The following is a 25,135-nucleotide window of genomic DNA, read 5'->3' as shown; positions in this document are numbered from 1 at the left end:
GACCGTCTGTTTCAGGTTCCGAACGAGCGTTTTAAGCTATGACTGCTTCGCGTAGAGGCGGTCGTGAGCCAGCATGCCGGCAATCATGGCGCAGACGAAAAGGACGACTGGCATCAGCCCAAGGCCGACAGCGGAGAGTGCCGGGCCGGGGCAGAAGCCGGCAAGCCCCCAACCGATGCCGAAAATCGCCGAGCCGGTTATCAGCGGCCCGTCGATGCGGGTCTTTGCTGGAAGGCGGAAATCGTCGGCGAGAACGGGCTTGGCGAGACGTCTGCTGAGCAGCACGCCCGGCGCCGCGACCATAACGGCACCGCCAAGAACGAACATCAGGCTCGGGTCCCAATGGCCGCTTGCTATGTCGAGAAAGCCGGAAACACGCGCCGGATCGACCATGCCCGACAGCGAAAGGCCGAATCCGAACAACGCTCCTGCAAGCAATGCAAGTGCAATACGCGCGACGGCCGGATTTTTCATGACAGGGCTCCCGCTATCGTCGCAGTAAAGATGCCGGTGATCAGGAAGGTGGCGGTTGCGGCGATCGAGCGCCGGGAAAACCGCGCCAGCCCCATGATGCCATGGCCGGAGGTGCAGCCGGAGCCCATGCGTGTGCCAAAACCCACCAGCAGACCGGCAATCAGGATGAGGGGCCAAGGGGCAGCGACGGTGATTGCGGGCAGCCGGCCGAATGCTGCGGCATGGATATAAGGTCCCGCCAGCAAGCCGGCGATGAAGGCGAGATCGGCAAGACGCCGCTGCCTGCCAAGAGTTCTGCCGATGATCCCGCTGATGCCGGCAATGCGGCCGTTAAAGACAAACAGGAGAACGCAGGCGAGGCCGAGCAACATGCCGCCGAAAAGAGAAGACCAGTAGGGACTCACGCGGTCTCCTCCTCCGGCGCGCAGAATATGGTGTAAAGCGCCTCGATCAGCTGCGCCGCTTTCGCTTCGCTCAGCTGGTAGAAAATTTGCTTGGCGTCACGCCGGGTTTCAACCACACCGGCTTCCCGCAGGACGCCCAGCTGCTGGGAGAGTGTAGGCTGGCGAATATCCAGCCTGGCTTCCAGCTCTCCCACGGAAAATTCTCCCTGCGCCAGCGTGCAGGCCAGCATCAGCCGCGCAGGGTGGGCAAGGGTCTTCAAAAGCAGTGCGACTTCCACGGCCCGTTCCTCCATGGCGGGAAGGGGAATGTCAGGAGTATGAAGGGGCTTTCCGAGCGTCTTTCCTTTTACCATGTGCTGCCCTCCAGCACATCAAGAGGGAATTTCAGGTAACGCCTGCCATTTGCCTCCGGCTCCGGCAGTCGTCCGCCGCGAATATTGACCTGCAGGGCATGGAGAATGAGCTTTGGCATCGGCAAGGTCCTATCCCGCGTTTCCCTCAGGTCGATGAAGCTTTCCTCCGTCATGCCGACCAGATGTGGATTGCTGCGTTTCTGTTCGCCCACAGTACTTTCCCATTTCGGCGCGCGGCCGCCGGGCTGATAATCATGGCCGGTGAACAGCCGTGTTTCGTCCGGAAGGGCGAGAATGTCCTGAATGGACGCCCAGAGTTCTCTGGCGCTGCCACCGGGAAAATCAGCCCGCGCTGTGCCTGAATCCGGCATGAAAAGCGTATCGTGCACGAAGGCGGCGTCTCCCACCACATAGGTTACGGAGGCGAGCGTATGGCCGGGCGAAAACAGCACGCGCGCTTCAAGCGAACCGATATTGAACCTGTCGCCCGCCTCGAACAGCCTGTCCCATTGCGAACCATCGGTTTCAAGGTCCGGCCAATTGTATTTTTCCTGCCAGAGCCGCTGTACGCCGGTGATCTTCGCGCCGACGGCGGTCTGCGCACCGGTCTTCTGCTTCAGGTAATGGGCGGCGGAGAAATGGTCGGCATGCGGATGGGTATCGAGAATCCATTCCACCGACAGGCCTTCGCTTTCCACATGGTTCAGAATGGCGTCGGCATTCATCGTTCCGGTTGCGCCGGATTTCTCATCGAAATCATAGACCGGATCGATAATGGCGCAGCGTTTGGTCACTGGATCGGAAACGACATATTGCACGCTCCAGGTGCGCGGATCAAAGAATGCCTTGACGTGCGGAACCGCTGCCGCGTGTCGCTCCAGCCAGCGGGTGGCGCCGGAAAGATCAAAGCCATGCGCCTTGCCAAAAGCCTCGATGTCGCCGCGTTCCATGCGTCCGTCGAGCGCTTCCCCGAGCACATGAAGCGTGAGCGCACGGGTGCCACCCTTGCAATGGGCAAAAACGGGGCCTGCCGCTTCCGCCATTTTCTGTTGAAAGGCGCGGATATCGGCCTCAGTGATGGCAGGGCCGGTGACCGGGATGAAGCCATAGTCCATGCCTGCCGCCCCGGCGGCGCTTCTTTCCTGCTCATTGCCCGGTTGGCTCGGCTCTTCGCCATCCGGCCGGGCATTGATGACGCTTTTATAACCCTGCGCGGAGAGCGATTGGAAATCGGCGGTCATCGGCTGCCCCGCAACGGTCAAGCGCTCGTTGATCTTAACGACTTTCATCGACATCTCCTGTGGCAACAACTCAATATATATTATTGTATAATGTATATTGATCGCTGGCAAGAGTGCGAGGTACCTTCGCAGCTGTTTGCGGCTTGTGGCGTGTTAGCGGAACATCCCCTGCGCCCGAGTGGCAGGGCGCAAGGCATGTGTGCGGCATCGATTAGAATTCACACTGGCCTCAGACGGCAAGCCTGCGGCGCGTCGCCTTCCAGCCGAGACAGATGGCTCCTACAAGCAGGACCGTCTGGGCGATCAGGAACGGTGGTTCATTGCCGTTCGGCGCCAGCTTGTTGAGCGTTTCGACCTTGAGAAAGGCCTGTACGATCAGGACGAACATGTTGAGATAGAGGCTCATCGTGGCGGTGATCGTATAAATGATGCGCGCCCTGCCATTCAGACCGTATCCGTAAAGCGCGACAAGTGCGATTGCCAGAACGAGGGTCGATATGACGCCGACACCGAGTGCCGGCGTGAAATTTCCGATTGGGAACAGGAAGCCGGTGAGCGTGGTGGCAAGCGTGGTGACGAGGAATAGCGCCATCATGCGGGGCATCCATCGCCCTGCCGCATAAGCTGGCAGGGCGATCAGTCCGGTAGCAATGCCGATGAAGCTCAAGCCCACATGCAGTGCGGTGAATTGGGGAATGGTCAGTCCGAGGATCATGATACGTATCCCTCTATTCGGGTTTGGCTGCACGATACCGGCTGGCGGCAAGTGCATGGGAGAGATTGGGCCGCAGGGCTGCACGCGCGGCAAGGAAATTTTCAAGATCGGCAGTGTCCGGCAGGGAGGGAATGGTCAGCGCTTCGCCAAGGTCGAGACCGGCAAGGGCAGCATCCACCATGTCATGGACATCCATGACCATCGCGGCCGGAATGGTATCAAGCCGTTCTTCCTCCCAGATGGCCGTGCGGGTTATACCTGGAAGAACGGCCTGAACCCGCACGCCGGAGGGTGAAAGCTGTGCCTGCAGCGCCTCGGTAAAAGCGAGCACGAAAGCCTTGGTGGCCGGGTAGACGGCGGTGAATGCTGCCGGCATCAGTGCTGTAACTGATGTAATGTTGATGATCGTACCCTTTCCGTCGGCGGCAAGGCGCGGCGCGATGGCTGCCGCAAGCCGCGTGACGGCGAGAATGTTGAGGTTGATCATCGTCGTCACATAGGCTGGGTCCAGCGCCGTGATCGCGCCTTCGCCAGCGATACCGGCATTGTTGACGAGGCCGGTAATCCGCCGGTCCTCGCGCAGCCGCGCCTCGACCTTTTCGAGATCTTCCGCCCTGGAAAGATCGGCGGAGAGAACCTCGACGGCGATGTGATGATCCTTTTCCAGCTGCGCGGCCAATGCCTTCAGCTTCTCGGCGCGTCGCGCCACCAGAATGAGATCGTGGCCGCGTTTTGCCAGACGTTCGGCATAAACCGCGCCGATGCCATCGGATGCGCCGGTGATGAGAAATGTATTCTGTGTCATGTCCGTGTCTCCTGTATCCGGTGGTTTCAGCCGTTGATGAAGGCGAGCAGGTCGGCGTTGAACCGGTCCTGATGGGTCTGTGTCAGGCCATGATCGGCTCCCTGATAGATTTTGAGCACCGCATGTTTGACGATCTTGACCGTGGAAAGCGCGGAAGCGCCGACCGGCACGATCTGGTCGTCATCGCCGTGCAGAACCAGCGTCGGCTTGTCGAAAGCTTTCAGGTCCTGATGGAAATCGCTTTCCGAAAAGGCGCGGATACTGTCGAGCTGACCTTTCAGGCCGCCCATCATGCCCTGCCGCCAGAACTCATCGCGGATACCTTCGGATATGACGGCGCCTTCGCGGTTGTAGCCGTAGAAGGGAATGGTCAGATCCTTGAAGAACTGGCTGCGATTGTCATAGGTGCCCTTACGGATGCCGTCGAAAACATCGATTGGCAGACCGATGGCGTTGCTTTCCGTCTTCAGCATCAGCGGCGGCACCGCGCCGATGAGAGCGATCTTGGCAACGCGGGCGGTGCCGTGGCGGCCGATGTAACGTGTCACCTCGCCGCCACCGGTGGAATGGCCAACCAGAATGATGTCGTGAAGATCGAGTTGTTCGATCAACTCGGCCAGATCGTCGGCATATTGATCCATGGTGTTGTCATGCCAGACCTGATCGGAGCGGCCGTGGCTGCGGCGGTCATGGGCGATGGTGCGGAAACCGTTATTGGCGAAGAACACCATCTGCGCGTCCCAGGCGTCGGCGCTGAGCGGCCAGCCGTGGGAGAAGATGATGGGCTGGCCGTCTTTCGGGCCCCAGTCCTTGTAGAAGATGTGCGTTCCGTCTCTGGTGGTGATCGTTGTCATGGCTCTCTCTCCTGTTGCAGGGAGCTTGCTTGCGTCCCGTGGGAATAGAGATACTCTTGACGCAGCCGGGGATGGATTGGCGCTTCTGACAGAAAGCGAGCCGAAACTGACAAAACGGGGGTTGGGCATGGCGGGTGTAACGGGAAGCGCGCTGGAAGTGGGGCTGGTCCTCTATCGGGACTGCCAGATCGCCATGGTGCATGGCATCACCGATCTTTTCGCCATCGCGTCGGTATTTTCACAGGATCGCGGCGGGCCAAAATTGCGGGTCAGCCATTGGAGCATGGGCGAAGGCGGTGAATTTTCCCGCTCCTATGACACGGAACCCGGCGGGCCGGGGCATCCCGATATCTTCGTTGTGCCCGGCCGGTTGACCGGGCCGGCTGAAATCGAGGAAGCCGAGCCTTACGCCCGCTGGCTGCTGAACCGGCACGCCCAGGGCGCGACGCTGGCTGCCAGTTGCGGCGGGTCGTTCATGCTCGCGGCCACCGGGCTTCTGGCTGGCCGCCCGGCGACGACCCACTGGTTGTTTGCGGAACGTTTTCGGGACCGATTTCCCGATGTCCGGCTGGAGATAGACAAGATCGTCATCGAGGACGGCGATATCATCACGGCCGGCGGGTTGATGGCGTGGACCGATCTTGGCCTGCGCATCGTCGACCGGCTGCTCGGCCCTTCCGTGATGATCGAGACCGGCAAGTTTCTGCTGATCGACCCGTCAGGACGGGAACAGCGTCATTATAGTAGTTTCGCCCCAAGGCTGACGCATGGCGATGAGCCGATCCTGAAGGTGCAGCACTGGTTGCAGGCCCGTGCCGGGCGGGCGACAAGCGTTACCGACATGGCCGGCCATGCCGGGCTGGAGGAGCGAACCTTCCTGCGCCGCTTCAAGGTGGCGACCGGCATGAAGCCCATCGAATATGTCCAGCACCTGCGGGTCGGCAAGGCGCGTGAATTGCTGGAATTCACCCGCCGTTCGGTCGATCAGATCGCTTGGTCGGTGGGTTATGAGGACGCTGCCGCCTTTCGCCGGGTGTTTCACCGCATTCTCGGCCTCTCACCGGGAGAGTATAGAAGCCGCTTTTCCAGCGGTTCGGCCATGGTTGCTGCCTGAGGTTGATCCGATGGGGGTGGCGGTACCCGGCACTTGCAATGTGGCCGGTGTTTGCTAACATGCCAGACAAGTTTAAAACAGGTGGGCCGAAATGGACGTCGAGAGCAGCACCAAGCAAGTATCGCTTGCGGCGAAAATCAGTTCGGCCTTGCGACGGGACCTGACGGAGGGGGTGTTCCGCCCGGGTGACCGGCTTCCGAGTGAAAGCGAATTGACGCGGGAATATTCCGTCAGCCGAACGGTTGTGCGCGAGGCCATCGCCATCCTTCGTGCCGATGGCCTTGTTGAAGCACGCAAGGGCGCAGGGGTCTTTGCTGTCGAAGCCAAGCCGGCAAAGGAACTGCCTTTTAACGATCTCGCCGTGGGTCGCATTTCCTCGGTCATCGAACTCCTGGAACTGCGGACCGTGTTCGAAGTGGAATCCGCCGGGCTGGCGGCCTCGCGCCGTTCCGCCGTGCAGGTGGAATCGATCGTGGATGCGCATCGGCGTGTCGGAGACTGTCTCGCCGCCGGGCTACCAACGCGGGACGCCGATTTCGAATTCCATCTCGCCATCGCGCAGGCCACGCAGAACAGGCGGTTTCCGGAGTTTCTTCAACTCATTCGGTCCGGTATCATTCCCCGCGGCGAATTACAGGGTGCCGCGCCGGGGTCGCGGCCCAAGGATTACAACCTCCACCTTCAAGAGGAGCACGGCAAGATCGTCGATGCCATTATCGAGGGAGACGCCGATGCCGCGCGCCAATATATGGCCTTGCATCTGCGCGGCAGTCTCGAGCGATACAAGGTGCTCCTGCGGTCCCGCACCGTGGCTGAGTAAGGCGGAAATAGCTGATATGGCAATGAATTATGCGTTGGCCCGTCGGTAAAAGGCCAGGGAAGCAGCAAGCGTCAGCAGCGCGCCGCCGCAGATGCGGTCGAGCCACAATGCTCCGGACTTGCGCAATATCCTGACCGCCTGCGCGCCAAACAGGGCGTATGCGAACATCACGATGAAGTCGATGCCGGCGAAGATCAGCGCAAGTACGGCGTACTGCTGAATCTGCGGCGCGGCGACATCGATGAATTGCGGCAGGAAGGCCGAAAAAAACAGGTATCCCTTGGGATTGGTCACGGCGACGAGAAAGCTCTTCAGGAAGATCGAGCGCGCCGACGCGGCCCTGTTTGCCTCCGCAGAGCCGAGAGCGCCGTCAAGCGTCCCTCTTGAACGCAGAAGCATGATGCCAAGGTAAACAAGGTAGCAGACCCCCGCCCATTTGACGACACCGAACCAGAACTCCGAGGCGGCCATAAGAGCCCCGAGTCCCAGTGCAACCGCGCCGATCAGGACGAAATCCGAAAGGACGGCACCAGCCATGCCGATCATCGCGCGACGCACGCCGAATTTCGAACCATTGGCAAGCGCCAGCAAGACGGTGGGGCCGGGTGTTGCAATGCCGATAAAGGCGACCATGGCAAAGGCTAGGAGCGTCACGTCGATCATATTTTCCTCCCCCGAGGCAGCAGACACGAGCGGTCAAATCGCCACGAATTTCCATGTCAGCCTTCTGTGGGCAGGGAGAATACAGCGTTTTGCCGTTGTGGCAATGTGGGCTTCTTTAGGGAAAGAAGAACGCCGCAACCGCCGCCTGGGCAACGCTGTGCCTGTATACCCCCGCGCTTGCCGATATCGATTTTGGCGTCGGATGCTTGACAGCCTGCAACACCTGTGACAACTTTACCGTAGTTGTCAGACAGGATGTGCTCCTTGCACGTTCGGTGACTGGCAAGGGAGGAATCATGTCAAAAAGACGCCTTTCGCTTTATGGCTTGTCCGGCCAGGTCGGAAGTATTGCGGTCACGCTGCTTGGATTGCTGCTGCTGACCTTTTTCATTGGCCGCCTGATGCCCGCCGATCCAGTGCGGGCCATTGTCGGTGAGGATGCGACCCGTGAAACCTATGAACAGGTCTATCACGCGCTCGGCTTTGACCGCCCGCTGTGGCAGCAGTTCGTCTATTATCTCGGAGATGTCTTCACCGGCAATTTCGGAACGTCGATCCGCACGGGCCGCCCCGTCATCGAGGACATCATAAGCGTGATGCCGGCGACGATCGAGCTTGCGACCTTCGCCATCCTGATCGGTGCCGGCCTCGGCATCCCCATGGGCGTTTACGCCGCCGTGAAGAAAGACCGCTGGCAGGATCATCTTGTGCGCGTTCTCAGCCTGTTCGGCCATTCCATGCCGATCTTCTGGACCGGCATGATCGCGCTGATCGTTTTTTACGCCCATCTCGGCCTCGTTGGCGGCGGTGGCCGCATGGACCAGTTCTATATCGGTCTGGTGGAGGAGCGGACGGGCTTTCTGCTGATCGACAGCCTGCTTGCGGGTGACATGGAGGTCTTCCGGTCGGCCATCAACCACCTCATCCTGCCAGCTGCCCTGCTGGGCTATTCCTCCTCTGCCTATATCACCCGCATGACGCGCAGCTTCATGCTGGATCAGCTGGGGCAGGAATATGTGACGACCGCGCGTGTCAAAGGCCTGTCGCAGCGGCAGACGGTGTGGCTGCATGCTTTTGGCAATATTCGCGTGCAGCTGGTCACCATCATCGCGCTGGCTTACGGTTCGCTGCTGGAAGGAGCGGTCCTCATTGAGACCGTCTTCGCCTGGCCGGGTTTCGGGCAATATCTCACCAGCAATCTTATCATCGGCGACATGAATGCCGTGATGACCTGTGTACTGATCGTCGGCGTCATCTTTATCGGGCTCAATCTCCTGTCCGACATTCTCTACCGCTTTTTCGATCCGAGGACCCGCTGATGACGGCCCGTGCTGAAACTTCCTTCCGTCTTCCGGTGCCGCTGAACGCGCTGAAGAACATTATCGTCTTCCTGCTCAAGAGCCCGACATCGGCTTTCGGCCTGCTTATCTTGCTGCTGCTCGTCATCTCGGCGATTTTTGCGCCCTGGCTCGCGACGCATGATCCTTACGCACAGAATCTCGCCAACACGCTGCAGCCCCCGGGCAACGGCCATGTCTTCGGGACGGATGAGCTGGGGCGCGATATCTATAGCCGTCTTCTCTGGGGCGCTCGCATCACGCTCACCATCATCACGCTGGTATCGATCATCGTCGGTCCCGTCGGCCTTCTGGTCGGTACGGCATCCGGTTATCTCGGCGGCAAGTTCGATACGGTGATGATGCGCATCACGGATATTTTCCTGTCTTTCCCTAGCCTCATCCTGTCGCTCGCCTTCGTCGCAGCGCTGGGTCCGAGCCTTAATAATGCGATCATTGCAATTGCGCTCACCTCATGGCCGCCGATTGCGCGTCTTGCCCGCGCTGAAGCCATGACCTTTCGCAAGGCGGATTACATTGCCGCTGCAAGGCTTCAGGGCGCGTCGCCGCTGCGCATCATCGTCAAGTCGATCATGCCCATGTGTCTCCCCTCGGTTCTCATCAGACTGACGCTGAACATGGCGACCGTCATTCTGACCGCCGCAGGTCTGGGCTTTCTTGGCCTCGGCGCGCAGCCGCCGCTGCCGGAATGGGGAGCGATGATCGCCACCGGCCGACGTTACATGCTGGATAGCTGGTGGCTGGTGACCTTTCCCGGCATTGCGATCCTGTCTGTCAGTCTCGCTTTCAACCTCCTCGGTGATGGGCTGCGGGATGCGCTCGATCCGAAGCAGATGAACCGGAGATAGAAACATGGAAAAACCAATCCTTGATGTTGAAAATCTCCGTATCCGTTATGGTGGCTCACCCACCGAGGCGGTGCGCGGCATCTCCTTCACGCTCGGTCGGGAGCGGCTCGGCATTGTCGGTGAAAGCGGTTCGGGAAAATCCACAGTCGGACGCGCTCTGTTGCGCCTCCTGCCTTCGGCAACGATCACCGCTGACAGGCTGGCTTTCGACGGGCTCGATCTTCTCTCCCTCGATGAGAAGGAGATGCTGAAGGTTCGCGGCCGGCGCATGTCGATGATCCTTCAGGATCCGAAATTCTCCCTCAACCCCATCCGTCGGGTCGGCGATCAGGTGACGGAGACCTATCTGCGCCACTTCAGGGCATCAAAAGCCGAGGCACGGGAAAAGGCGCTGGCGATGCTGGATGCGGTGAAGATCCGCGATGCCTCACGTGTCTACGAGCAATACCCGCACGAAATCTCCGGTGGCATGGGTCAGCGCGTGATGATCGCCATGATGCTGCTTGCCGATCCCGATCTCGTCATCGCTGACGAACCAACTTCGGCGCTTGATGTGACGGTGCGGTTGCAGGTGCTGAACATTCTCGACGGTCTGGTGCGCGATCGCGGCATCGGCCTCATCATGATCAGCCACGATCTCAACCTTGTGCGCAATTTCTGCGACCGGGTGCTGATCATGTATTCAGGCCGCGTGGTGGAAACGCTGGCCGCCCGCGATCTCGATCAGGCGCAGCATCCCTATACGCGCGGCCTTCTGGCGGCACAGCCGCGTATCGGCGGTGCGCGCGCACCGCTTGCGGTGCTGGACCGCCGCCCTGAATGGCTGGAGGAGAATGCATAATGGCCGTTTCTGTCGAAACCCGCGATCTTTCCATCACTTTCGGCAGCGGCAATACTGCACTGAAAGTGCTGCCTTCGGTGTCGTTCCGTGTCGAGCCTGGCGAATGTTTCGGGCTGGTCGGTGAAAGCGGTTCGGGCAAGTCCACCGTGTTGCGCTGCGTCTCAATGCTCAACGATTTCTGGACTGGCGATATCCTCATCGACGGCAGATCGGTGCGAGACGTGCCGCTGATCGAGCGCTGCCGCATGCTGCAGATGGTGTTTCAGGACCCTTATGGCTCTCTGCATCCCCGCCAGTCGGTGCGCACCGTGCTTGGTGAATCGCTTGCGATCCACAAGCTCGGCGACCGCGAGGAGCGCATGCGCAAGGTCATCACTGATGTCGGCCTGCCGGTGTCTTTCCTCGACCGTTTCCCGCACCAACTCTCCGGCGGCCAACGGCAGCGCGTGGCGATTGCGAGGGCGCTGATCCTGGAACCGTCGCTGCTGCTGCTCGATGAGCCGACCTCGGCGCTCGATGTCTCGGTCCAGGCGGAAATCCTCAACCTCTTGCAGCGACTGCGGGAAGAGCGCGGTTTCACCTATATCATGGTGACCCATGATCTCGCCGTGGTCGATCACATGTGCGATCGCTTCGCCGTGATGCTGCGTGGCGAAATAACCCAAATCCTGCCGCGCGAGGCCATTGCTGGCAACGATGCAACGCATCCTTATGCGCGCGAACTGATCGGCGCCTCACTGGAATATGAAGGCGCGTGACGGCTCCAAGAACGTGACCGTCCTCCTCCGGGGCGCCACGGATAATAACAGCCTCCTTCCTTGCCCGGCCTGCCCGCCGGGCATTTTTTTGGGGAGGCAGGCCGAAGATAGAAAAGACCGGTGGTAATCGGGCCTTGGGCTGCTGACAAACGGAGCGTCTCCGCCGTCATGCCGGACTAGATCCGGCATCCAGCTACGGGGTGTCTGCGCCATAAAGAGGAGTCTTACGCGATCAAGGACTTGATCGGGCTGGACCCCGGATCTAGTCCGGGGTGACGGAGTGCGGATGCCTCACTTTTGGGGAATATTTCGGCTTTGTAAGGCCTCGTTGGCAGCAAAAAAGCGCGGGGTTAGCCGCGCCTTTTCTTACTCGCAGATATGGCGCCGATTATCGCTCCTTGCTCACCACTTCAAACCTCGAGAGCCAGGGGCTGACGATCATGCCCTTGACGTCGCTGCGGAAGGCTGCGGTGTCGACCACTTCGGAGAATGGCTGAATGGACATGACGATTTCATCCATATAACCCTGCAGGTCTTCATAAAGCTTCGTCTGTTTTGCCGCATCGCGCTCGACAAGCGCTTCCTCGATCATCTTGTTCAGCTTTTCGTCGAAGAAGCTGGTGCGCCAGCTCTGGTAATTCGTGAGCTTGGCGTCATCGGCATTATTGGGATTGTAGGCAATCGAGCGCAGGTTGTTGTCCGGGTGCGGCTGCTGGCCGCCGCCACCGCGGCCGAGCAGCAATTCGAAGTTGCGCTCGCGCATCGCACCATAGATCTGGTCGCCGGAGCCGCTGATCAGCTCGGCCTGAATGCCTGCCTGGGCGAGCGTGTTCTGGATCGCCGTTGCGGCTTTCATGAACGGGTCTTCCGAAAGCACGCGCAGCGTTGTCTTGAACCCATCAGGATAACCGGCCTCGGCCAGAAGCGCCTTGGCTTTTTCAATATCGAGCTTGTAGCCCTGGTCCGGCAGCGCACCCATGACGCCGGTGCTGAGGGAGCGCTGATGCAGCTTGCCGTAATAGGGCATGACCGCCTTGTCGAGACCATCGTAATCAATCAGGTAACGCAGGGCCTCCCGCACCTTCTTGTTCGCGAATTTCTCGTCCTTCATCGAAACGCTGAGGTAATAGAAACCGGAGCCCGGCGTGGATTCGATGGTGACGGCCTTGTCGGCCTCAAGTGATTTCAGATCCGGAGCCTGCAGGGAATAGGCAACGTCGATATCGCCCTTTTCCAGCATGAGCCGCTGCGACTGCGATTCCGGCAGATGGCGCATCAGGATACGCTTCATCTTGGCCTTTTCACCCCAGTAATCGTCGTTGCGGGTGAGGATGATATATTCGTTGGATTTCCACTGGGTCAGCTTGAAGGGGCCGGAGCCGGCGGAATTCAGCGTCAGCCATGCGCCGCCGAGATCGCCATCCTTCTCATTCTCAAGCGCGGTCTGGCTGTCGATGATCGAGCCGGGACCGTTCTGGGCAAGGATCATCAGGAGAAGGTTGGGATCGTCGGGCTTGGGGATATTCAGCACGAAGATCTGATCGCTTTCGGCAACGAAAAGCTTGTCGGCCTCTTCGAGCTTGAAACCGCGGGTTTTCAGAAAGGATGATTGCGCCAGATTGCGGGCGAGCAGCCGTTTGAGGCTCCATGCCACATCCTTTGCCGTCACGGCATTGCCGGAAGCGAACTTGGCATCGGCACGCAGATGGAAACGGATCGACTTCCGGTCTTCGGCTATTTCCCAGCGTTCGGCAAGGCGCGGCTGGACGCTGCGGTCCTCAGGCGAAAGCACGATCAGGGTGTCATAGATATTGTTCAGAACCTGCACGGTCTCGCGGCCGGTGATGGCGGCGGGGTCGAGTGTGAGGATATTGCTCATGGTCGTGGCGACAATGAGCTGGTCCTTTGGCGTCTCGGCAAAAGTGCTGAGCGGCATGGCGCCGATCAGCAGGGCGCCAAGTGCTGCTGTTGCAAGAAAATGTTTCATCTTTCCTCCCAATACGGCCGCTTCATACGGCCTTCCACGTTTCGATCCACGTGCCCGGTTCCTCCTCGGGCGGCGTGTGATCAACCAAGAATATCTTTGACTGGCGTGGCCAGGGCCCGGCCGATCGCCGCTGTCGCCGGCGCGTCCAGATGCACGCCGTCCACCGGCGAAGCACTGGCGACCGAACCGGCGTCGAAGAAGTGATGTCCGAGTTCGGTAGCGAGTTTTTGGTAAAGCGGTGCAAGCCTGAGCGATTGCCCGACGTCCCGCCCTCCCGCCGGTTCTCCACCGGGGCCTGCAACGCAGGGCGGTGGGGCAACGATCAGCAGTTTCGGTACCGCTTCTCGCGGCTTGTAGATGAAGGTCTCGACGATCTGCGCTAACCGGCGCATGCCGGAAACGGCGGCTTCCGCGCGTCCGCCATGCACCGGTTTGATGTCATTGGTGCCGAGCATGATTATGACGAGGTCAAGCGGCATATGGCACGAGAGCGCTATTTCCAGCGCCCGCGCGCCGTTGCGGCAGGCCGGACCGGCGTGGTCGTCGTAGCAGGTGGTTCGTCCGCCAAGACCTTCGGGGTAAACTTTCGCCATGCCGGCAAGCTCGGTTTCCAGAACCTCCGGCCAGCGATATGCGGCGGGGTGCCTTAGGCCCGTTGCCGGGTCCGCGCCCCAGGTGAGGCTGTCGCCGAAGGCGAGCACCGTTTTCATCGCCCGTTACCTCACCCGGTTGTTGTCGATGAAGGTAAAATCGATGTCCTCGCCAAGGCCCGGCCGGTCGGGAACGTGGACAAAGCCATCCCGGTCCATCGGATCGGACAGAGACTTCAGATAGTCGTGGCCGTCATCATATTCGAGGAAGGGATGTAGCAGGCCACGCTCATACCAGCGGCAATTCTTGGTGGCGGCAACCACATGCAGGTTCATGGCGGTATTTCCATGCACTTCGCACTCCATGCCGAAGGCTTCGGCCAGATGCATGGTCTTCAGCGCCGGTGTGATGCCCCCGACATCGTTGACGCCGGTGCGCAGAATGTCGCAGGCGCCGGCCTTGATCCATTCGGCACGGTGCCAGTGTTTGCCGGCCGCACTTTCCGGGCCGACGACCGGAATATCGAGATTGTCGGAAAGCCACTTGTAGGAGGACAGCGACTGTTCATCCATCGGCTCCTCGATCCAGTCGAAACCGAGTTTTTCGAGGCCACGGCCCAGCGCCAGCGCATCGGTGCGGGAGTACCAGTGGAAGGCGTCAATCATCAGGCGGATATCGGGGCCGACCGCCTCGCGCACGGCCGCGCAGGCCTTGAGGTCCATCTTCACATCCGGCGCCCAGCTGACGGGCGGCATCCACGTGTGCAGCTTGATGCCCTTGTAGCCGCGCTTCACCAGTGTTTCGGCAAAGCGGCCGTAGTCGTCCGGTGTCGCCAGCCCGCCTTCCAGTTCGTCACCGCACATGATGGAGCCATAGGCGAGCACCTTGTCGCGATAACCGCCGATCAACTTGTATACAGGTTGGTTGAGGGAGCGGCCGGCAAGGTCCCATAGCGCGCAGTCAACCACCGCCAGCGTGCGGTCAGTCAGTTGGGCGGCCGAACCGCGCTGCCAGTGGGCAAGGTCCTGCCACAGCCGTTCGCGGTCTCGATGGTCCTCACCGATCAGGACTTTCTTGACGAATTTTTCGATGACATGCGGGCGAACGATCTCTGGCACGGTAAAAGAATGGCCCTCGTGGCCGTCCTCTGTCCGGATCGTCAGCATGGCCTGTTCCACCTGATGCGCCGGACCCGGATGCGCGTGACCGGCACTGTCCGAGTGCCGACGGGTCGTCGTGCGGAAAACACGGACCTCGACGTCGGTAATGATCATAATTCCTCCCTCATTCAGGTATCTCGGCGTTGTTGGTCGCCGCAATGTCATACATGTGTGCAATATTTGTCAACATGTATGATAATCTGTATTACATGTTGGAGGGAGAAATCAAGGTCATTTGTGCTCGACGCTGCGCAGGTCGGCGGTGAGGAACAGCCTTTGGCGAATTTGCCTCAGTCCAAAAGAGACCCGAGGAAGCGTGAGGGCGACCTGTGTGGAGGGATAGTCTACAATTTTAGTGTATTATTGAATCGCGCAACGATCTTTCAACAATGGCCGGGACTATAAACGAACATGCCGCGCCAGTTGCCGCCTTCATCATGCATGCTGTGTGAGCATGCGTCGCATCGGGCGGTCGTTCCCAACCAGGATGGCTGCATTTGCGTCGCTGAGTTTCAACTCGTTTCCGGATGCGCGCCCATGCCCCTTTCCCACATCTCCCATTTCGCCTTTCTTGTCCCGGGCAACTATCATGACGATGATCCGGGACAGGGGCTGGAAGAAACACTGCAGCTTTTCGAAGCAGGAGAGGCGCTGGGTTATCATAGCGCCTGGGTCCGCCAGCGCCATCTGGAGCGGGGTGTCTCCTCTGCGGCGACTTTCCTCGCTGCGGCTTCGCAACGAACCAGACGGATCGGGTTAGGCACCGCCGTTATTCAACTCGGTTACGAGAACCCATTCAGGCTGGCGGAGGATCTGGCCACCGTGGATGTCCTGTCGCGCGGACGGCTGAATGTGGGGGTTTCGGTGGGCGCACCGCCCTTCGCCCATCTTATTTCCGACTATGTTGATACGGTTATCGAAGCGGACTACAGCCACGCGCGCGCTGAGAAGCTGGCGAGGGCGCTGCGATCGGAGCCGCTGTCGAACGAGACGGAGGCGGGCAATGCGGCCGGTGCGCAGGTGCCGCGGCTTAGGCCAGTCGCCAAGGGGCTGACGGACCGGTTATGGTATGGCGGTGGATCGCAGAACTCTGCGCGCTGGGCTGGCAGGGCAGGGTTCAATCTTCTGACGGGCAATATTGTCAGCGGCGAAAATACCGATGATTTTCTGACCGCGCAGGCGGCTCTCGTTGCTCGCTTCCGGCAGGATTGGGCGCATGAGCGCGAACCGCGTGTCGCTCTTGGCCGCGTGATCCTGCCAACCGATAGCGCAAGCCCCGCCACGCGCCGCCGTTACCACGAATTCGTTGCCGAGCGGGACAAGCGCACGACCTCGCCGCATGGGGCGCGCCGCACGCTTTTCCTGCCGGATATCGTCGGGACGACGCATGAGATTCTGGAAAGATTGTCGAGCGACCCCGTTCTGCCGTTTGTCTCGGAATTCCGCCTCGAACTTCCCTATGAATTCCAGCCGGACGATTATCGCCAGATCGTGACGGATTTCGCCTCTGTCCTGCCGCAGCTTTCCGGCGAAAGGCCGGTTTTGAAAGTGGCGATGGGGCAATAACATCGCCACCTCCCGCCATTCGACTTTCAATGGAAGCCGGCGGGAGGTCGACTGAGCGACATTGCTGCATCCGTCCTTCAATCGGGGTATGGCAGGCCATATCGGTCGCGGATCGTCGCGGCTTCATATTCGCGCGGGTAAACCCCACGATCCTGCAGTACCGGAACAACTTGTTCGACGAATTCAGCGATATCATCGGGCGCCCGTGGCGGCTGTAATGTGTAGCCGTCCACTGTGCCATCCTGCCAGAGGTCGATAATGCCGTCCGCTACCTCTTCCGCCGTGCCGAGCAGCAGCCGGTGGTGTCCTTCCGAGCGGCGTACGGCCTCGCGGGCAGTCAGTTTTTCATGGGTCAGAAGATCGGAAAGGCCAAGGCCCATGCCTACCGCCCATTGCCGGTTCTGATCGGGGATGAAACGTTCGGCATCGAGTTTTGCGTCGGGGTCGAACTCGCGAGGCTCTATGCCGTTTTCTCTGGCGAAACGTGCCAGAAGACCGTCTTCCGAACCGGCGCCGCTGTAGAGTTCATGTTTACGCAAGGCTTCCTGCCGGGTTTCGCCGAGAATGACGACGAGGCCGGGAACGATGCGGATGCCAGAGGGATCGCGCCCGAGGGAGACGGCGCGGTCGCGGACCTTCTTGCCAAAGGCCTGCCCTGCGGGACGTGACAGAATATTGCAATAGATGATCTCGCCATGGCGTGCCGCGAGATCAATGCCGCCTTCGGAGGCGCCGGCCTGCGCGATAACGGGATGCCCCTGCGGCCCGCGCGGAACGTTGAGGGGGCCTTTGACATGGAAATATTGCCCCTCATGATCGATGGTTTCGGCTGTCGCCGCATCCCAGAAGCGGTTCTCCGGCACGTCGCTCTCGCGGCGGGGGTCCCAGCTAGACCAGAGCTTTTTTGCGACATCCAGGAATTCGGTAGCCTTGGCATAACGTTCGCTGCGCGGCGGCAGCGGGTCGTTGCCAAAATTGGCGGCAACATTGGGATTAAAGGAAGAAACGATATTGACGATCAGCCGGCCGCCGGTGACGAGATCGATGGATTGAGTTCGTCTGGCGAAATTATAGGGCGAATTGTAGGTGGAGGACACGGTTGCCACAAAGCCGATATCCGGCACCTGTGCGGCAAGCGATGTCGAGAGGATGAGCGGATCAATGGTGTGGAACGGCCGGCTTGCCGGGTCGGTCAGCAGTGCCGGGTGGTCGGAAAGGAAAACGGCGTCGAACCGGCCCTTATGCGCCAGTTCCGTCAGTCGTCGGTAATATCCGATATCGTTTATATCGTGCCGGTCTCCGCTCCGATATTTCCAGGCATTGGCGAGATATCCTGTCGTGTTGATGCCGACGTTGAGATTGAGCCGGCGTTTGGTCTTGCTCATGCTGCCACTTTTTCTTTCGGGTGTTGGATTATCGGCCTGTATGGCCGCGCAACTGCGGGAAGCGTAACAGCCGGGGGGCCGGTCGCGAGTTAAAAATCCTTGCTGTGCGGAGAAGAAAAACTTTCGTCTCCAGTTTCACCCACGCGTGGTCGATCTGATCGATGCCCGACAAAAATCCCGGCGAAATCCTGCTTTTATCGAAAGGATATTCCGCCACGCGGCGCATGAGCTGGTAAGATGGAAACGAATTTCCTCAATCGCGTTTGAAATAGTACACTTTATCTATAGAAAATGTTTTATGGCGTGTAGCGTGCCGTCCAGATCGCAATTTCGAGGACGAACGCCATGGCCAACGCCGCTCTTCGCCAGGGAACCCAACCCGTAACGGTGTGGTATACACGCTGCCCGGCGCCCACGCCGCTTTCCATCGCAACGCAACTGGGCTGGATTGAGCAGAGTTTTGCCAAGCACGGCATCTCCGTTTCCTCCATTCGCGATGCGGCCGATCCAGCCATTCGCCAGAGTCATTTTGATCATCGGCTGGACTGGTCATTCCGTCAGGGCGGCAACATCCCGCCGATCTGGGCGAAATCCGGTGGCCGGAAAACACGGCTGGTGGGGCTGACAAGAACCGACGAGTTCCAGGCCGTCATTGCCTTGCCCGCAAGTGGCATAAGTAAGGGAAGCGACCTGAAGGGGCGGCGCATCGGTCTGCCGAAGCGCCCGGACGAGATCATCGATTTCCAGCGTGCCACGTCGCTCAAGGGCATCGTGTCGGCATTGACGGTCTCGGGGCTTTCCATCGCAGATGTCGAGCTTGTCGAGCTTGCTGCCAAAGAACCCGTGCTGCTCGGCCCGACGGAGGAACGGTTCCACGGTCTGCGCCGGCGGCTTCCCTATGGCGAGGAAATCGCAGCATTACACCGGGGCCAAATCGATGCATTTTTCGTCAAGGGCGCGGAAGGCGTCACTGTCGCCAATCTCATCGCCGCGCAGGTCGTGGTATCGACGGGTTTTCACCCTGATCCGAAGATCCGCATCAATAACGGTACGCCGCGTCCCCTGACCGTGGACGCCACTTTTGCCGATGAGCGTCCGGATCTGGTAGCGGAACTGGTGGCCACGGTTCAGCGCGTTGCGGATTGGGCAAATGACAATCCGGGGGAGGCCGTGCGTTTCATCGCTCGCGAGATCGGCGTCAGCGAGGAGGCGGTTCTCGCTGCGAATGGCCCGGACGTATATCGCAATCTGAGACTCGATCTCGATCCGGCTGAGCTGGATGCGCTCAGTCACTTCAAGGATTTCCTGCTGCAATGGAAATTCATTCCCGAAGATTTCGATGTCCAGGACTGGGCCGATCCACGCGCCCTTTCTGCACCGCAGGATACCGCGCACCATATTGTTGGGAGATGATAACATCATGGCAGCCATCATTCTTGTAACGGGTGCAACGGGCAAGCTCGGGCAAAGGGTCGTCAGCCGTCTTTTGCAACGTCAGGCGGAGGTTCGGGTATTGACCCGCCGGCGCGAAGACACGCTGAAGCTGTGGGGCGACAGGGTCGAGATTGCGGAGGGTAATTTTTCCGATCGGGCCAGCCTGAAGGCGGCAGCGCAGGGGACCGACAGGGTGTTTCTGCTTTCGCCCATCGGGGAGACGCTGGCGGCAGACCAGAAGACGGTCATCGATGCCGCTCTCTCCGCCGGTATATCGCGGATCGTGAAAATATCCGGTTCCGACTGGACTATTGGAAATGCTGCACGCTCGATTTCGGGAGCGGCGCATGGCGAGGTGGAACAATATCTGGCGGCAAGCGGCATCGCGCATACGATGTTGCGGCCGAACGCCTGGATGCAGGTTGCGCTGGAGCCTGTTGTCGCCGCGCTTCGCAAGGGCGAGGACGTGCCGGCCCGTTTCGGCGATGCGGCGGTCTCCTTCATCGATGCCGACGATATTGCCGATGTCGCTGTACAGGCTCTGGCTTCAAGCGCACCGCTCGTCGGCCCATTGGTGCTGACCGGACGCGAAGCGCTGACGGCGCTGGAAATTGCCCGCATTGCGGCCCGTATCCTGCATCGGCCCGTTGGCGTTTCGCACCATGCTGCCCCCGTCTTTCCGCCGCATATCGGCGCTTTCGAACAGACGGCGATCGGTGAATTCGGAGAACTCATCCGCGAAGGTTTCGCCGCATCCATCACCGACGCCATCTACCATATCACCGGCCGCCAGCCCCGCAGTGTCGAAGATTATCTGCGCGCGCGGCTGGCGACTGCCCCACAGGGCGATCATTCCGAGGGAGAAAAGACATGGCGCTGACTGTTCCATTGCCCGAAGATTCTGAGCTAAAGGGTCTTGAGCTGAAAGGCCCGGCCGATTTCGACGACAGCCCGCTCAGTCGCGTCATAAAGCAGCCCCTGATGCTCGGTCTGTTCCTCAATCTGCAGGATATCAATTTCTCCAGCTTGCCGACCAGCAACAGCTGGACCTTCGATTACAATGTCGAGCTGGTGAAGCGTGCCGAAGAGCTCGGTTTCGAAATCGCCTTTAGTCGCACGCAATGGCTGCCGAAGGGTGGTTATGACGGTGAATCCTCGCTTGACAGTTTCATTGCGCTTGGCGCGATGGCGGCGGTGACGAAGAGCATATTGCTGATCTCCACCATCCACGTTCTTTACGGGCCCCTGCATCCGCTGCATCTCGCCAAATATGGCGCGACGCTGGATCATATCGCCAAAGGGCGCTGGGGCATCAACATCGTCACCGGCCACCGTGCCATCGAACATGAAATGTTCGGCTGGCAGCGGATCGATCATGACAAGCGTTATGACATGGCGGGGGAATTGTTCGATGTGCTCCACCGCCTTTGGGGAGAAACCGAAAACTTCACTTATGAAGGCAAGCTCAACCCGTGGGCGATCAACAATGGCTGGATCACGCCGAAGCCCGCCTTCGGCCGCCCCCCGCTGGTGACAGCGACGGGTTCTCCCGCCGGTATCGATTTCGCCGCCCGTCATTCCGATCTGGTTTTCGTCACTTCGCCGGGCGGTGCGCATATAGACAGTGCGCTCGAAACGCTTCCCGATCATGTCGCCACCATCAAGAACCGCGCCAAAGCCTATGGCCGGCAGGTGAAGACGATCATCAATCCGATCATTGTCAGTCGCGATACGGAGAAGGAGGCGATCGCCTATGCCGATGCCATCGAGGCCGGAAAGCCGCAGCCCGGCACGCGTGCTTTCGCCACCAACAATTACGACAGCGACGCCCATGCCTGGCGCGGACGCGGTGATGCACGCCACAAGCAGGGCCGCAATCTAGGTGGCAATATCGAAATCATCGGCTCGCCGGAACAGGTGGTCGAGCAGCTTGTCGGCCTGAAGAAGGCGGGGATCGATGGCGTTCAGCTGAATTTCTACGATTTCCGCGAAGACCTCGATTATTTCGCCGAGCGTATTCTGCCCTTGATGAAGGAGGCGGGCCTGAGGCTCTGACGCCTTTCCAGCCCTGATTTTCCTATCCGAAGCCAATCCTTCGCAATCGTCCGATTGCGAGAACGATATTTTTTGTCCTGAGGAGATACCGTGAATATCGCCGTCGATCCCGTTAAAACACCCGCCCCTAAAATCATCGACCGGATCGGGACGTTTGTTCCCGAGCTCGTCTCCATCCGCCACGACCTGCACCAGCATCCCGAAATCGGCTTCGAGGAGGTTCGCACGTCAGGCATCGTCGCTGAAAAGCTTGCTTCCTGGGGCATCGAGGTTCATCGCGGTTATGGCAAGACCGGCGTGGTTGGCGTGCTACGCGGCCGTCATGCGGGCAATCGCTCCATCGGGCTCCGGGCCGATATGGATGCCCTGCCGATGCCCGAGGAAACCGGTCTGCCCTATGCGTCCGTCTACCCCGGAAAGTTCCATGGCTGCGGGCATGATGTGCACACCACCATCCTGCTCGGCACCGCCCGTTATCTGGCGGAAACCCGCGATTTCGCCGGCACGGTGGTGTTCATTTTCCAGCCTGCCGAAGAGGGGCTGGGCGGCGCGCGCGCCATGATTGCCGATGGGCTGTTCAAGGATTTTCCGGTCGACGAGATTTACGGGCTCCACAATTCCACCCATGCCGCGCCCAATCACCTCAAGGTTTCGCCGGGCACCATTCTGGCTGGTGCGGATTTCTTTGACATCCGGCTCAAGGGCCGGGGTGCTCACGCCGCGCATCCCGATGTCTCCCGCGACCCGGTGCCGGCAACGGGTGAACTGATCCAGGCGCTGCAGACCATCGTCAGCCGCAACGTATCGCCCACCGATCCCGCCGTGCTGTCGATCACGCGCATCGAAGCTGGATCAGCCTATAACGTCATTCCCGAAACGGCCGCGATTGCCGGAACAGTGCGAGCCTTCTCCGACAGCGTGCGCGAAACCATAAGGGGCCGCATCCGCACCATCTCGGATCACATCGCTGCTGCCTATGGCCTGACTGCTGAGGTGGATATTCGCGACATATTCTCGGTCCTCACCAATGATGACGTGTCAGTGGAAATCGTTGCCGGCGTGGCGCGCGAGGTTCTGGGAGACGAGCGCGTTTCCACCGAGCCCGGCCGCTTCATGGGCAGCGAGGATTTCGCCGATCTTTTGAAACACGCACCGGGTGCGTTTTTCACCCTTGGCCATTCCGGCACGGTACCTGCCCACAATCCCGGTTTCATCGTTGACGACGACATCCTGCCCGTCGGCGCGACCCTGTTCGCACGGCTGGTGGAAACTCGGCTGAAACCTGCTGAAATTTAAAAAACAAGTCTGTAAGAGGAAACATCCATGGATATTACAAGACGTAAGACATTGCTTCTGAGTGCCGCCCTGGCCGGAGCCACATTGCTGCCATCCCTGCCGACGCTGGCGGCGGAAACGCCGAAAAAGGGCGGGATCGTCACTTTTGCAGGTCTTGGTGAGCCAACGACGCTGGTGCCGCTTTCCGATTCCAATACGCGCACCCGCGCCATTTCCACGAAAATCCTTGAGGGTCTGGTGCGGTTCGACAGCGAGTTCAAACCGCATCCGGTTCTGGCCGAAAGCTGGGAAACATCGGCCGACGGGCTGCGCTATACTTTCAAATTGCGCAAGGGTGTCAAATGGCATGATGGCAAGGATTTCACATCGCAGGACGTCAAATTTTCGTTGCTTGCCTTCAAGAAGGTCGGACCGCGGGGGCGCATCACCTTCGCCAATGTTGCCGATATCGAAACGCCTGATCCGCTGACGGCCGTGGTAGTGCTTTCCAAACCCGCGCCTTATCTTCTGCGCGCGCTGACGGGCGGCGAAACGCCCATATTGCCGGCCCATGCCTATGCTTCGGAAAACTACAATGAAAGCCCGAACGGCAATGCGCCAATCGGCACAGGCCCTTTCGTGTTCGAGGAATGGAAACGCGGCAGCTACGTGAAGCTGAAGAAGAACCCGGATTACTGGCAGGCCGATCTGCCCTACCTCGATGGTTTCGTGGCACGGTTCGTCGCTGACACGGCTTCCACCACCATTTCCGTGGAGACGGGTGAGGCGGATTACACCGCCGACGTCTCCTACAGCGATCTTGAGCGCCTGCGGCAAAATCCGAAACTGGCTGTGGAGGTCTATACCGACGCTTATCTCAACAATGCGGCCGTGTTCGAGTTCAATCTGGAGAACCCAATCCTGGCGAAGAAGGAGGTGCGTCACGCGCTGGCCCACGCCATCGACCGCGATTTCATCAATGACGCCATCTTCTTCGGGACGGCGAAACCTGCCGGTTCCAACATCCCGGCGGTCTTCACCGCCTATAACGACGAAAAGCCTTTCACTTATCCCTTCGATCTCGCCAAGGCGAATGAGTTGCTGGACAAGGCCGGTTACCCGAAGGGCGCGGATGGCACCCGCTTTTCGCTGCGGCTCGCTTTTCTGCCGTCCGACGTCTTCCGTAAAACGTCCGAATATCTCCGCTCATCCTTCGGCAAACTCGGCGTGAAGGTGGATATCGTCGAAGGCGATCTCGCCACCTTCATCAAGCGCGTTTATACGGAGCGCGGTTTCGACCTGACGGTGAACGGCATCAGCCGGTTGTTCGATCCGACGGCGGGGGTGCAGCGTCTTTACTGGTCCGATGGCATCAAGAACCCCGCGCCTTATGTCAACGCCGCCCACTATAACAATCCCACGGTGGACAATCTTTTCCGGGCGGCCGCCATCGAGGTTGATGAAACGAAGCGGGCCGGGCAGTTCCGTGAGATCCAGAAAGTCGTCGGCGATGACCTGCCGAATTTCTCGATCGTTGCTTTGCCGACCGTCATTCTACGCAACACCAGCCTGAAATCGCTCGTGACGACCATCGACATTGCCTATGGCGATCTGGCGACGGCCTGGAAAAGCGAGTGAGGACAGAAATCCGATCACCCTGCGGCGCGAGATTTATGACGAACTTTTCTCCGCATTCAACGTCATCCTCGGTCTTGCACAGAGGATCTGCCACGGCATCCTACGCCTTGCAGGTTGCAGATGCTGGGGACAGGCCTCAGCATGACGAAGGAGAGGTTTTACGCCAACAGCATCTCACCAGAACCCGGCAATTCTGCCGGGTTTTTTATTGCCGAAACCCACCCTCCATCCTGTTTGCACCTTCGCGCGGCAAGCCTGTTTCAGGGAAAAACTTTGCGCATGAGACAGATCGGGTGAAACAGCGATGCCATCCACGAAAACTTCGAAAAAATCAATTTCATCAATAATTTAGCGCAAAGCTTTTCTTCGTTTCCAAGCAAGAATTGCTTTCTGGACCCGCGCTATGGCCACCTGCACTGTGAGCTGGAAATCTCACCCTTACATGATGGATGCCATGGCCAAGGATACGCTTTTTTTGATCGCTCCCGGTTTCGAGGACCCCAAGCACCCCGGTGTCCGGTTCGTCTGTCCGCATTGTAACCAGATCGAGGGTCTGCTCGCCGCGTTTCCTGACCTTGCCGCTGGGATCGACGTCCACCGCGTGGGGTTCCAGCGCCCACGTGAGGCGGTTATCGCCGCCGTGGGGGAGGAAAATCAGTCGCTGCCGCTGTTCATCTTCGCCGGTGACGCGCCTGCCGACGTCACGGTCAAGGGCGAGACGCATTTCATTCAGGACACCAAACGCATTTTGCAAATCCTCGCCGAGCGCCACGGGTTCCCGCAGCTGCACTGAGTT

General features: G+C 59.7%; 25 protein-coding genes. 13 read left to right on the top strand and 12 right to left on the bottom strand.

The window, feature by feature from the left end; translation table 11 throughout:
• Nucleotides 1-36: 36 nt before the first annotated feature.
• From BTN45_RS16810 to BTN45_RS16780, 7 genes are all read right to left on the bottom strand, one after another.
• Entirely contained in the window at nucleotides 37-474 is a 438-nt protein-coding gene (locus BTN45_RS16810; RefSeq protein ID WP_034497049.1) for a YeeE/YedE family protein, read from the bottom strand.
• A complete protein-coding gene (locus tag BTN45_RS16805) occupies nucleotides 471-878 on the bottom strand; it encodes a YeeE/YedE family protein (RefSeq protein WP_207590151.1) in 408 nt (135 codons plus the stop codon). The genes BTN45_RS16810 and BTN45_RS16805 overlap by 4 nt, the downstream gene beginning before the upstream one ends.
• Nucleotides 875-1,231: a sulfite-sensing transcriptional repressor BigR gene (bigR, locus tag BTN45_RS16800; protein ID WP_107339452.1), complete on the bottom strand. Its 357-nt coding sequence runs from the start codon at nucleotides 1,229-1,231 to the stop codon at nucleotides 875-877. The genes BTN45_RS16805 and bigR overlap by 4 nt, the downstream gene beginning before the upstream one ends.
• The gene (gene blh / locus BTN45_RS16795) at nucleotides 1,225-2,520 is read right to left on the bottom strand and encodes a bifunctional sulfur transferase/dioxygenase Blh (RefSeq protein ID WP_207590149.1); all 1,296 of its coding nucleotides are present in this window, start codon (nucleotides 2,518-2,520) and stop codon (nucleotides 1,225-1,227) included. Before blh ends, bigR begins: the two co-directional genes overlap by 7 nt.
• Nucleotides 2,521-2,701: 181 nt before the next feature.
• On the bottom strand, nucleotides 2,702-3,187 hold the full coding sequence (locus tag BTN45_RS16790) for a hypothetical protein (protein ID WP_004445520.1): 486 nt from the start codon (nucleotides 3,185-3,187) through the stop codon (nucleotides 2,702-2,704).
• Between the two features lie 13 nt (nucleotides 3,188-3,200).
• Nucleotides 3,201-3,992, bottom strand: a complete 792-nt coding sequence (locus BTN45_RS16785; RefSeq protein WP_077985696.1) for an SDR family oxidoreductase — start codon at nucleotides 3,990-3,992, stop codon at nucleotides 3,201-3,203.
• 26 nt (nucleotides 3,993-4,018) lie between these two features.
• Nucleotides 4,019-4,846, bottom strand: a complete 828-nt coding sequence (locus BTN45_RS16780) for an alpha/beta hydrolase (protein WP_034497036.1) — start codon at nucleotides 4,844-4,846, stop codon at nucleotides 4,019-4,021.
• 127 nt (nucleotides 4,847-4,973) lie between these two features.
• On the opposite strand from BTN45_RS16780, the gene BTN45_RS16775 reads away from it, so the two are divergent.
• Nucleotides 4,974-5,960 (top strand): GlxA family transcriptional regulator, encoded by a 987-nt coding sequence (locus BTN45_RS16775; RefSeq protein WP_004445517.1) that lies wholly within the window; start codon nucleotides 4,974-4,976, stop codon nucleotides 5,958-5,960.
• 91 nt (nucleotides 5,961-6,051) lie between these two features.
• Entirely contained in the window at nucleotides 6,052-6,780 is a 729-nt protein-coding gene (locus BTN45_RS16770; protein WP_207590112.1) for a FadR/GntR family transcriptional regulator, read from the top strand.
• Nucleotides 6,781-6,807: 27 nt separating this feature from the next.
• On the opposite strand, the gene BTN45_RS16765 is transcribed toward BTN45_RS16770, so the two are convergent.
• Nucleotides 6,808-7,443, bottom strand: coding sequence for a LysE family translocator (locus BTN45_RS16765; RefSeq protein ID WP_207590111.1), 636 nt, complete (start codon nucleotides 7,441-7,443; stop codon nucleotides 6,808-6,810).
• Nucleotides 7,444-7,739: 296 nt separating this feature from the next.
• On the opposite strand from BTN45_RS16765, the gene BTN45_RS16760 reads away from it, so the two are divergent.
• Genes BTN45_RS16760 through BTN45_RS16745 form a run of 4 tightly spaced genes read left to right on the top strand, consistent with a single transcriptional unit; the run spans nucleotide 7,740 to nucleotide 11,248 of the window.
• Nucleotides 7,740-8,762 carry an ABC transporter permease gene (locus BTN45_RS16760; RefSeq protein WP_207590110.1) on the top strand — a complete coding sequence of 341 codons (1,023 nt, stop codon included), beginning with the start codon at nucleotides 7,740-7,742 and terminating at the stop codon, nucleotides 8,760-8,762.
• Entirely contained in the window at nucleotides 8,762-9,649 is an 888-nt protein-coding gene (locus tag BTN45_RS16755; RefSeq protein ID WP_004445513.1) for an ABC transporter permease, read from the top strand. The genes BTN45_RS16760 and BTN45_RS16755 overlap by 1 nt, the downstream gene beginning before the upstream one ends.
• Nucleotides 9,650-9,653: 4 nt before the next feature.
• Complete coding sequence (locus BTN45_RS16750; RefSeq protein ID WP_060942273.1) at nucleotides 9,654-10,490, top strand: ABC transporter ATP-binding protein; 837 nt, start codon at nucleotides 9,654-9,656, stop codon at nucleotides 10,488-10,490.
• Complete coding sequence (locus tag BTN45_RS16745) at nucleotides 10,490-11,248, top strand: ABC transporter ATP-binding protein (protein ID WP_207590109.1); 759 nt, start codon at nucleotides 10,490-10,492, stop codon at nucleotides 11,246-11,248. The genes BTN45_RS16750 and BTN45_RS16745 overlap by 1 nt, the downstream gene beginning before the upstream one ends.
• 388 nt (nucleotides 11,249-11,636) lie before the next feature.
• Here BTN45_RS16745 and BTN45_RS16740 read toward each other — a convergent pair whose 3' ends face one another.
• The 3 genes from BTN45_RS16740 to BTN45_RS16730 all read right to left on the bottom strand — a co-directional run bounded on the left by BTN45_RS16740 (nucleotide 11,637) and on the right by BTN45_RS16730 (nucleotide 15,100).
• Nucleotides 11,637-13,235, bottom strand: coding sequence for an ABC transporter substrate-binding protein (locus BTN45_RS16740; protein WP_004445506.1), 1,599 nt, complete (start codon nucleotides 13,233-13,235; stop codon nucleotides 11,637-11,639).
• 80 nt (nucleotides 13,236-13,315) lie between these two features.
• A complete protein-coding gene (locus BTN45_RS16735) occupies nucleotides 13,316-13,945 on the bottom strand; it encodes an SGNH/GDSL hydrolase family protein (RefSeq protein WP_004445505.1) in 630 nt (209 codons plus the stop codon).
• A gap of 6 nt (nucleotides 13,946-13,951) precedes the next feature.
• On the bottom strand, nucleotides 13,952-15,100 hold the full coding sequence (locus BTN45_RS16730) for a mandelate racemase family protein (protein ID WP_207590102.1): 1,149 nt from the start codon (nucleotides 15,098-15,100) through the stop codon (nucleotides 13,952-13,954).
• 423 nt (nucleotides 15,101-15,523) lie between these two features.
• Between BTN45_RS16730 and BTN45_RS16725 the strand changes: the two genes are divergently transcribed.
• Entirely contained in the window at nucleotides 15,524-16,552 is a 1,029-nt protein-coding gene (locus BTN45_RS16725) for an LLM class flavin-dependent oxidoreductase (RefSeq protein ID WP_113731914.1), read from the top strand.
• A 77-nt stretch (nucleotides 16,553-16,629) separates the two neighbouring features.
• Here the strand turns inward: BTN45_RS16725 and BTN45_RS16720 are convergent, their stop codons facing one another.
• Nucleotides 16,630-17,937, bottom strand: a complete 1,308-nt coding sequence (locus tag BTN45_RS16720) for an NtaA/DmoA family FMN-dependent monooxygenase (RefSeq protein ID WP_207590100.1) — start codon at nucleotides 17,935-17,937, stop codon at nucleotides 16,630-16,632.
• A gap of 345 nt (nucleotides 17,938-18,282) precedes the next feature.
• On the opposite strand from BTN45_RS16720, the gene BTN45_RS16715 reads away from it, so the two are divergent.
• From BTN45_RS16715 to BTN45_RS16690, 6 genes are all read left to right on the top strand, one after another.
• Nucleotides 18,283-19,350: an ABC transporter substrate-binding protein gene (locus BTN45_RS16715; RefSeq protein WP_207590097.1), complete on the top strand. Its 1,068-nt coding sequence runs from the start codon at nucleotides 18,283-18,285 to the stop codon at nucleotides 19,348-19,350.
• Nucleotides 19,351-19,357: 7 nt separating this feature from the next.
• Entirely contained in the window at nucleotides 19,358-20,251 is an 894-nt protein-coding gene (locus tag BTN45_RS16710) for an NmrA family NAD(P)-binding protein (protein ID WP_207590096.1), read from the top strand.
• Nucleotides 20,242-21,426, top strand: coding sequence for an LLM class flavin-dependent oxidoreductase (locus BTN45_RS16705; protein ID WP_207590089.1), 1,185 nt, complete (start codon nucleotides 20,242-20,244; stop codon nucleotides 21,424-21,426). Before BTN45_RS16710 ends, BTN45_RS16705 begins: the two co-directional genes overlap by 10 nt.
• A gap of 90 nt (nucleotides 21,427-21,516) precedes the next feature.
• Complete coding sequence (locus BTN45_RS16700; protein ID WP_207590087.1) at nucleotides 21,517-22,722, top strand: M20 aminoacylase family protein; 1,206 nt, start codon at nucleotides 21,517-21,519, stop codon at nucleotides 22,720-22,722.
• A 27-nt stretch (nucleotides 22,723-22,749) separates the two neighbouring features.
• Complete coding sequence (locus BTN45_RS16695) at nucleotides 22,750-24,339, top strand: ABC transporter substrate-binding protein (RefSeq protein ID WP_207590085.1); 1,590 nt, start codon at nucleotides 22,750-22,752, stop codon at nucleotides 24,337-24,339.
• Between the two features lie 442 nt (nucleotides 24,340-24,781).
• A complete protein-coding gene (locus BTN45_RS16690) occupies nucleotides 24,782-25,132 on the top strand; it encodes a DUF3088 domain-containing protein (protein ID WP_125271251.1) in 351 nt (116 codons plus the stop codon).
• The last annotated feature ends 3 nt before the right edge of the window (nucleotides 25,133-25,135 follow it).

Source organism: Rhizobium sp. ZX09 (assembly GCF_017357485.1).
Classification (GTDB): domain Bacteria; phylum Pseudomonadota; class Alphaproteobacteria; order Rhizobiales; family Rhizobiaceae; genus Agrobacterium; species Agrobacterium pusense.
Note: the sequence above shows the minus strand (reverse complement) of the source record. Positions and strands in the feature narration are given on the sequence as shown.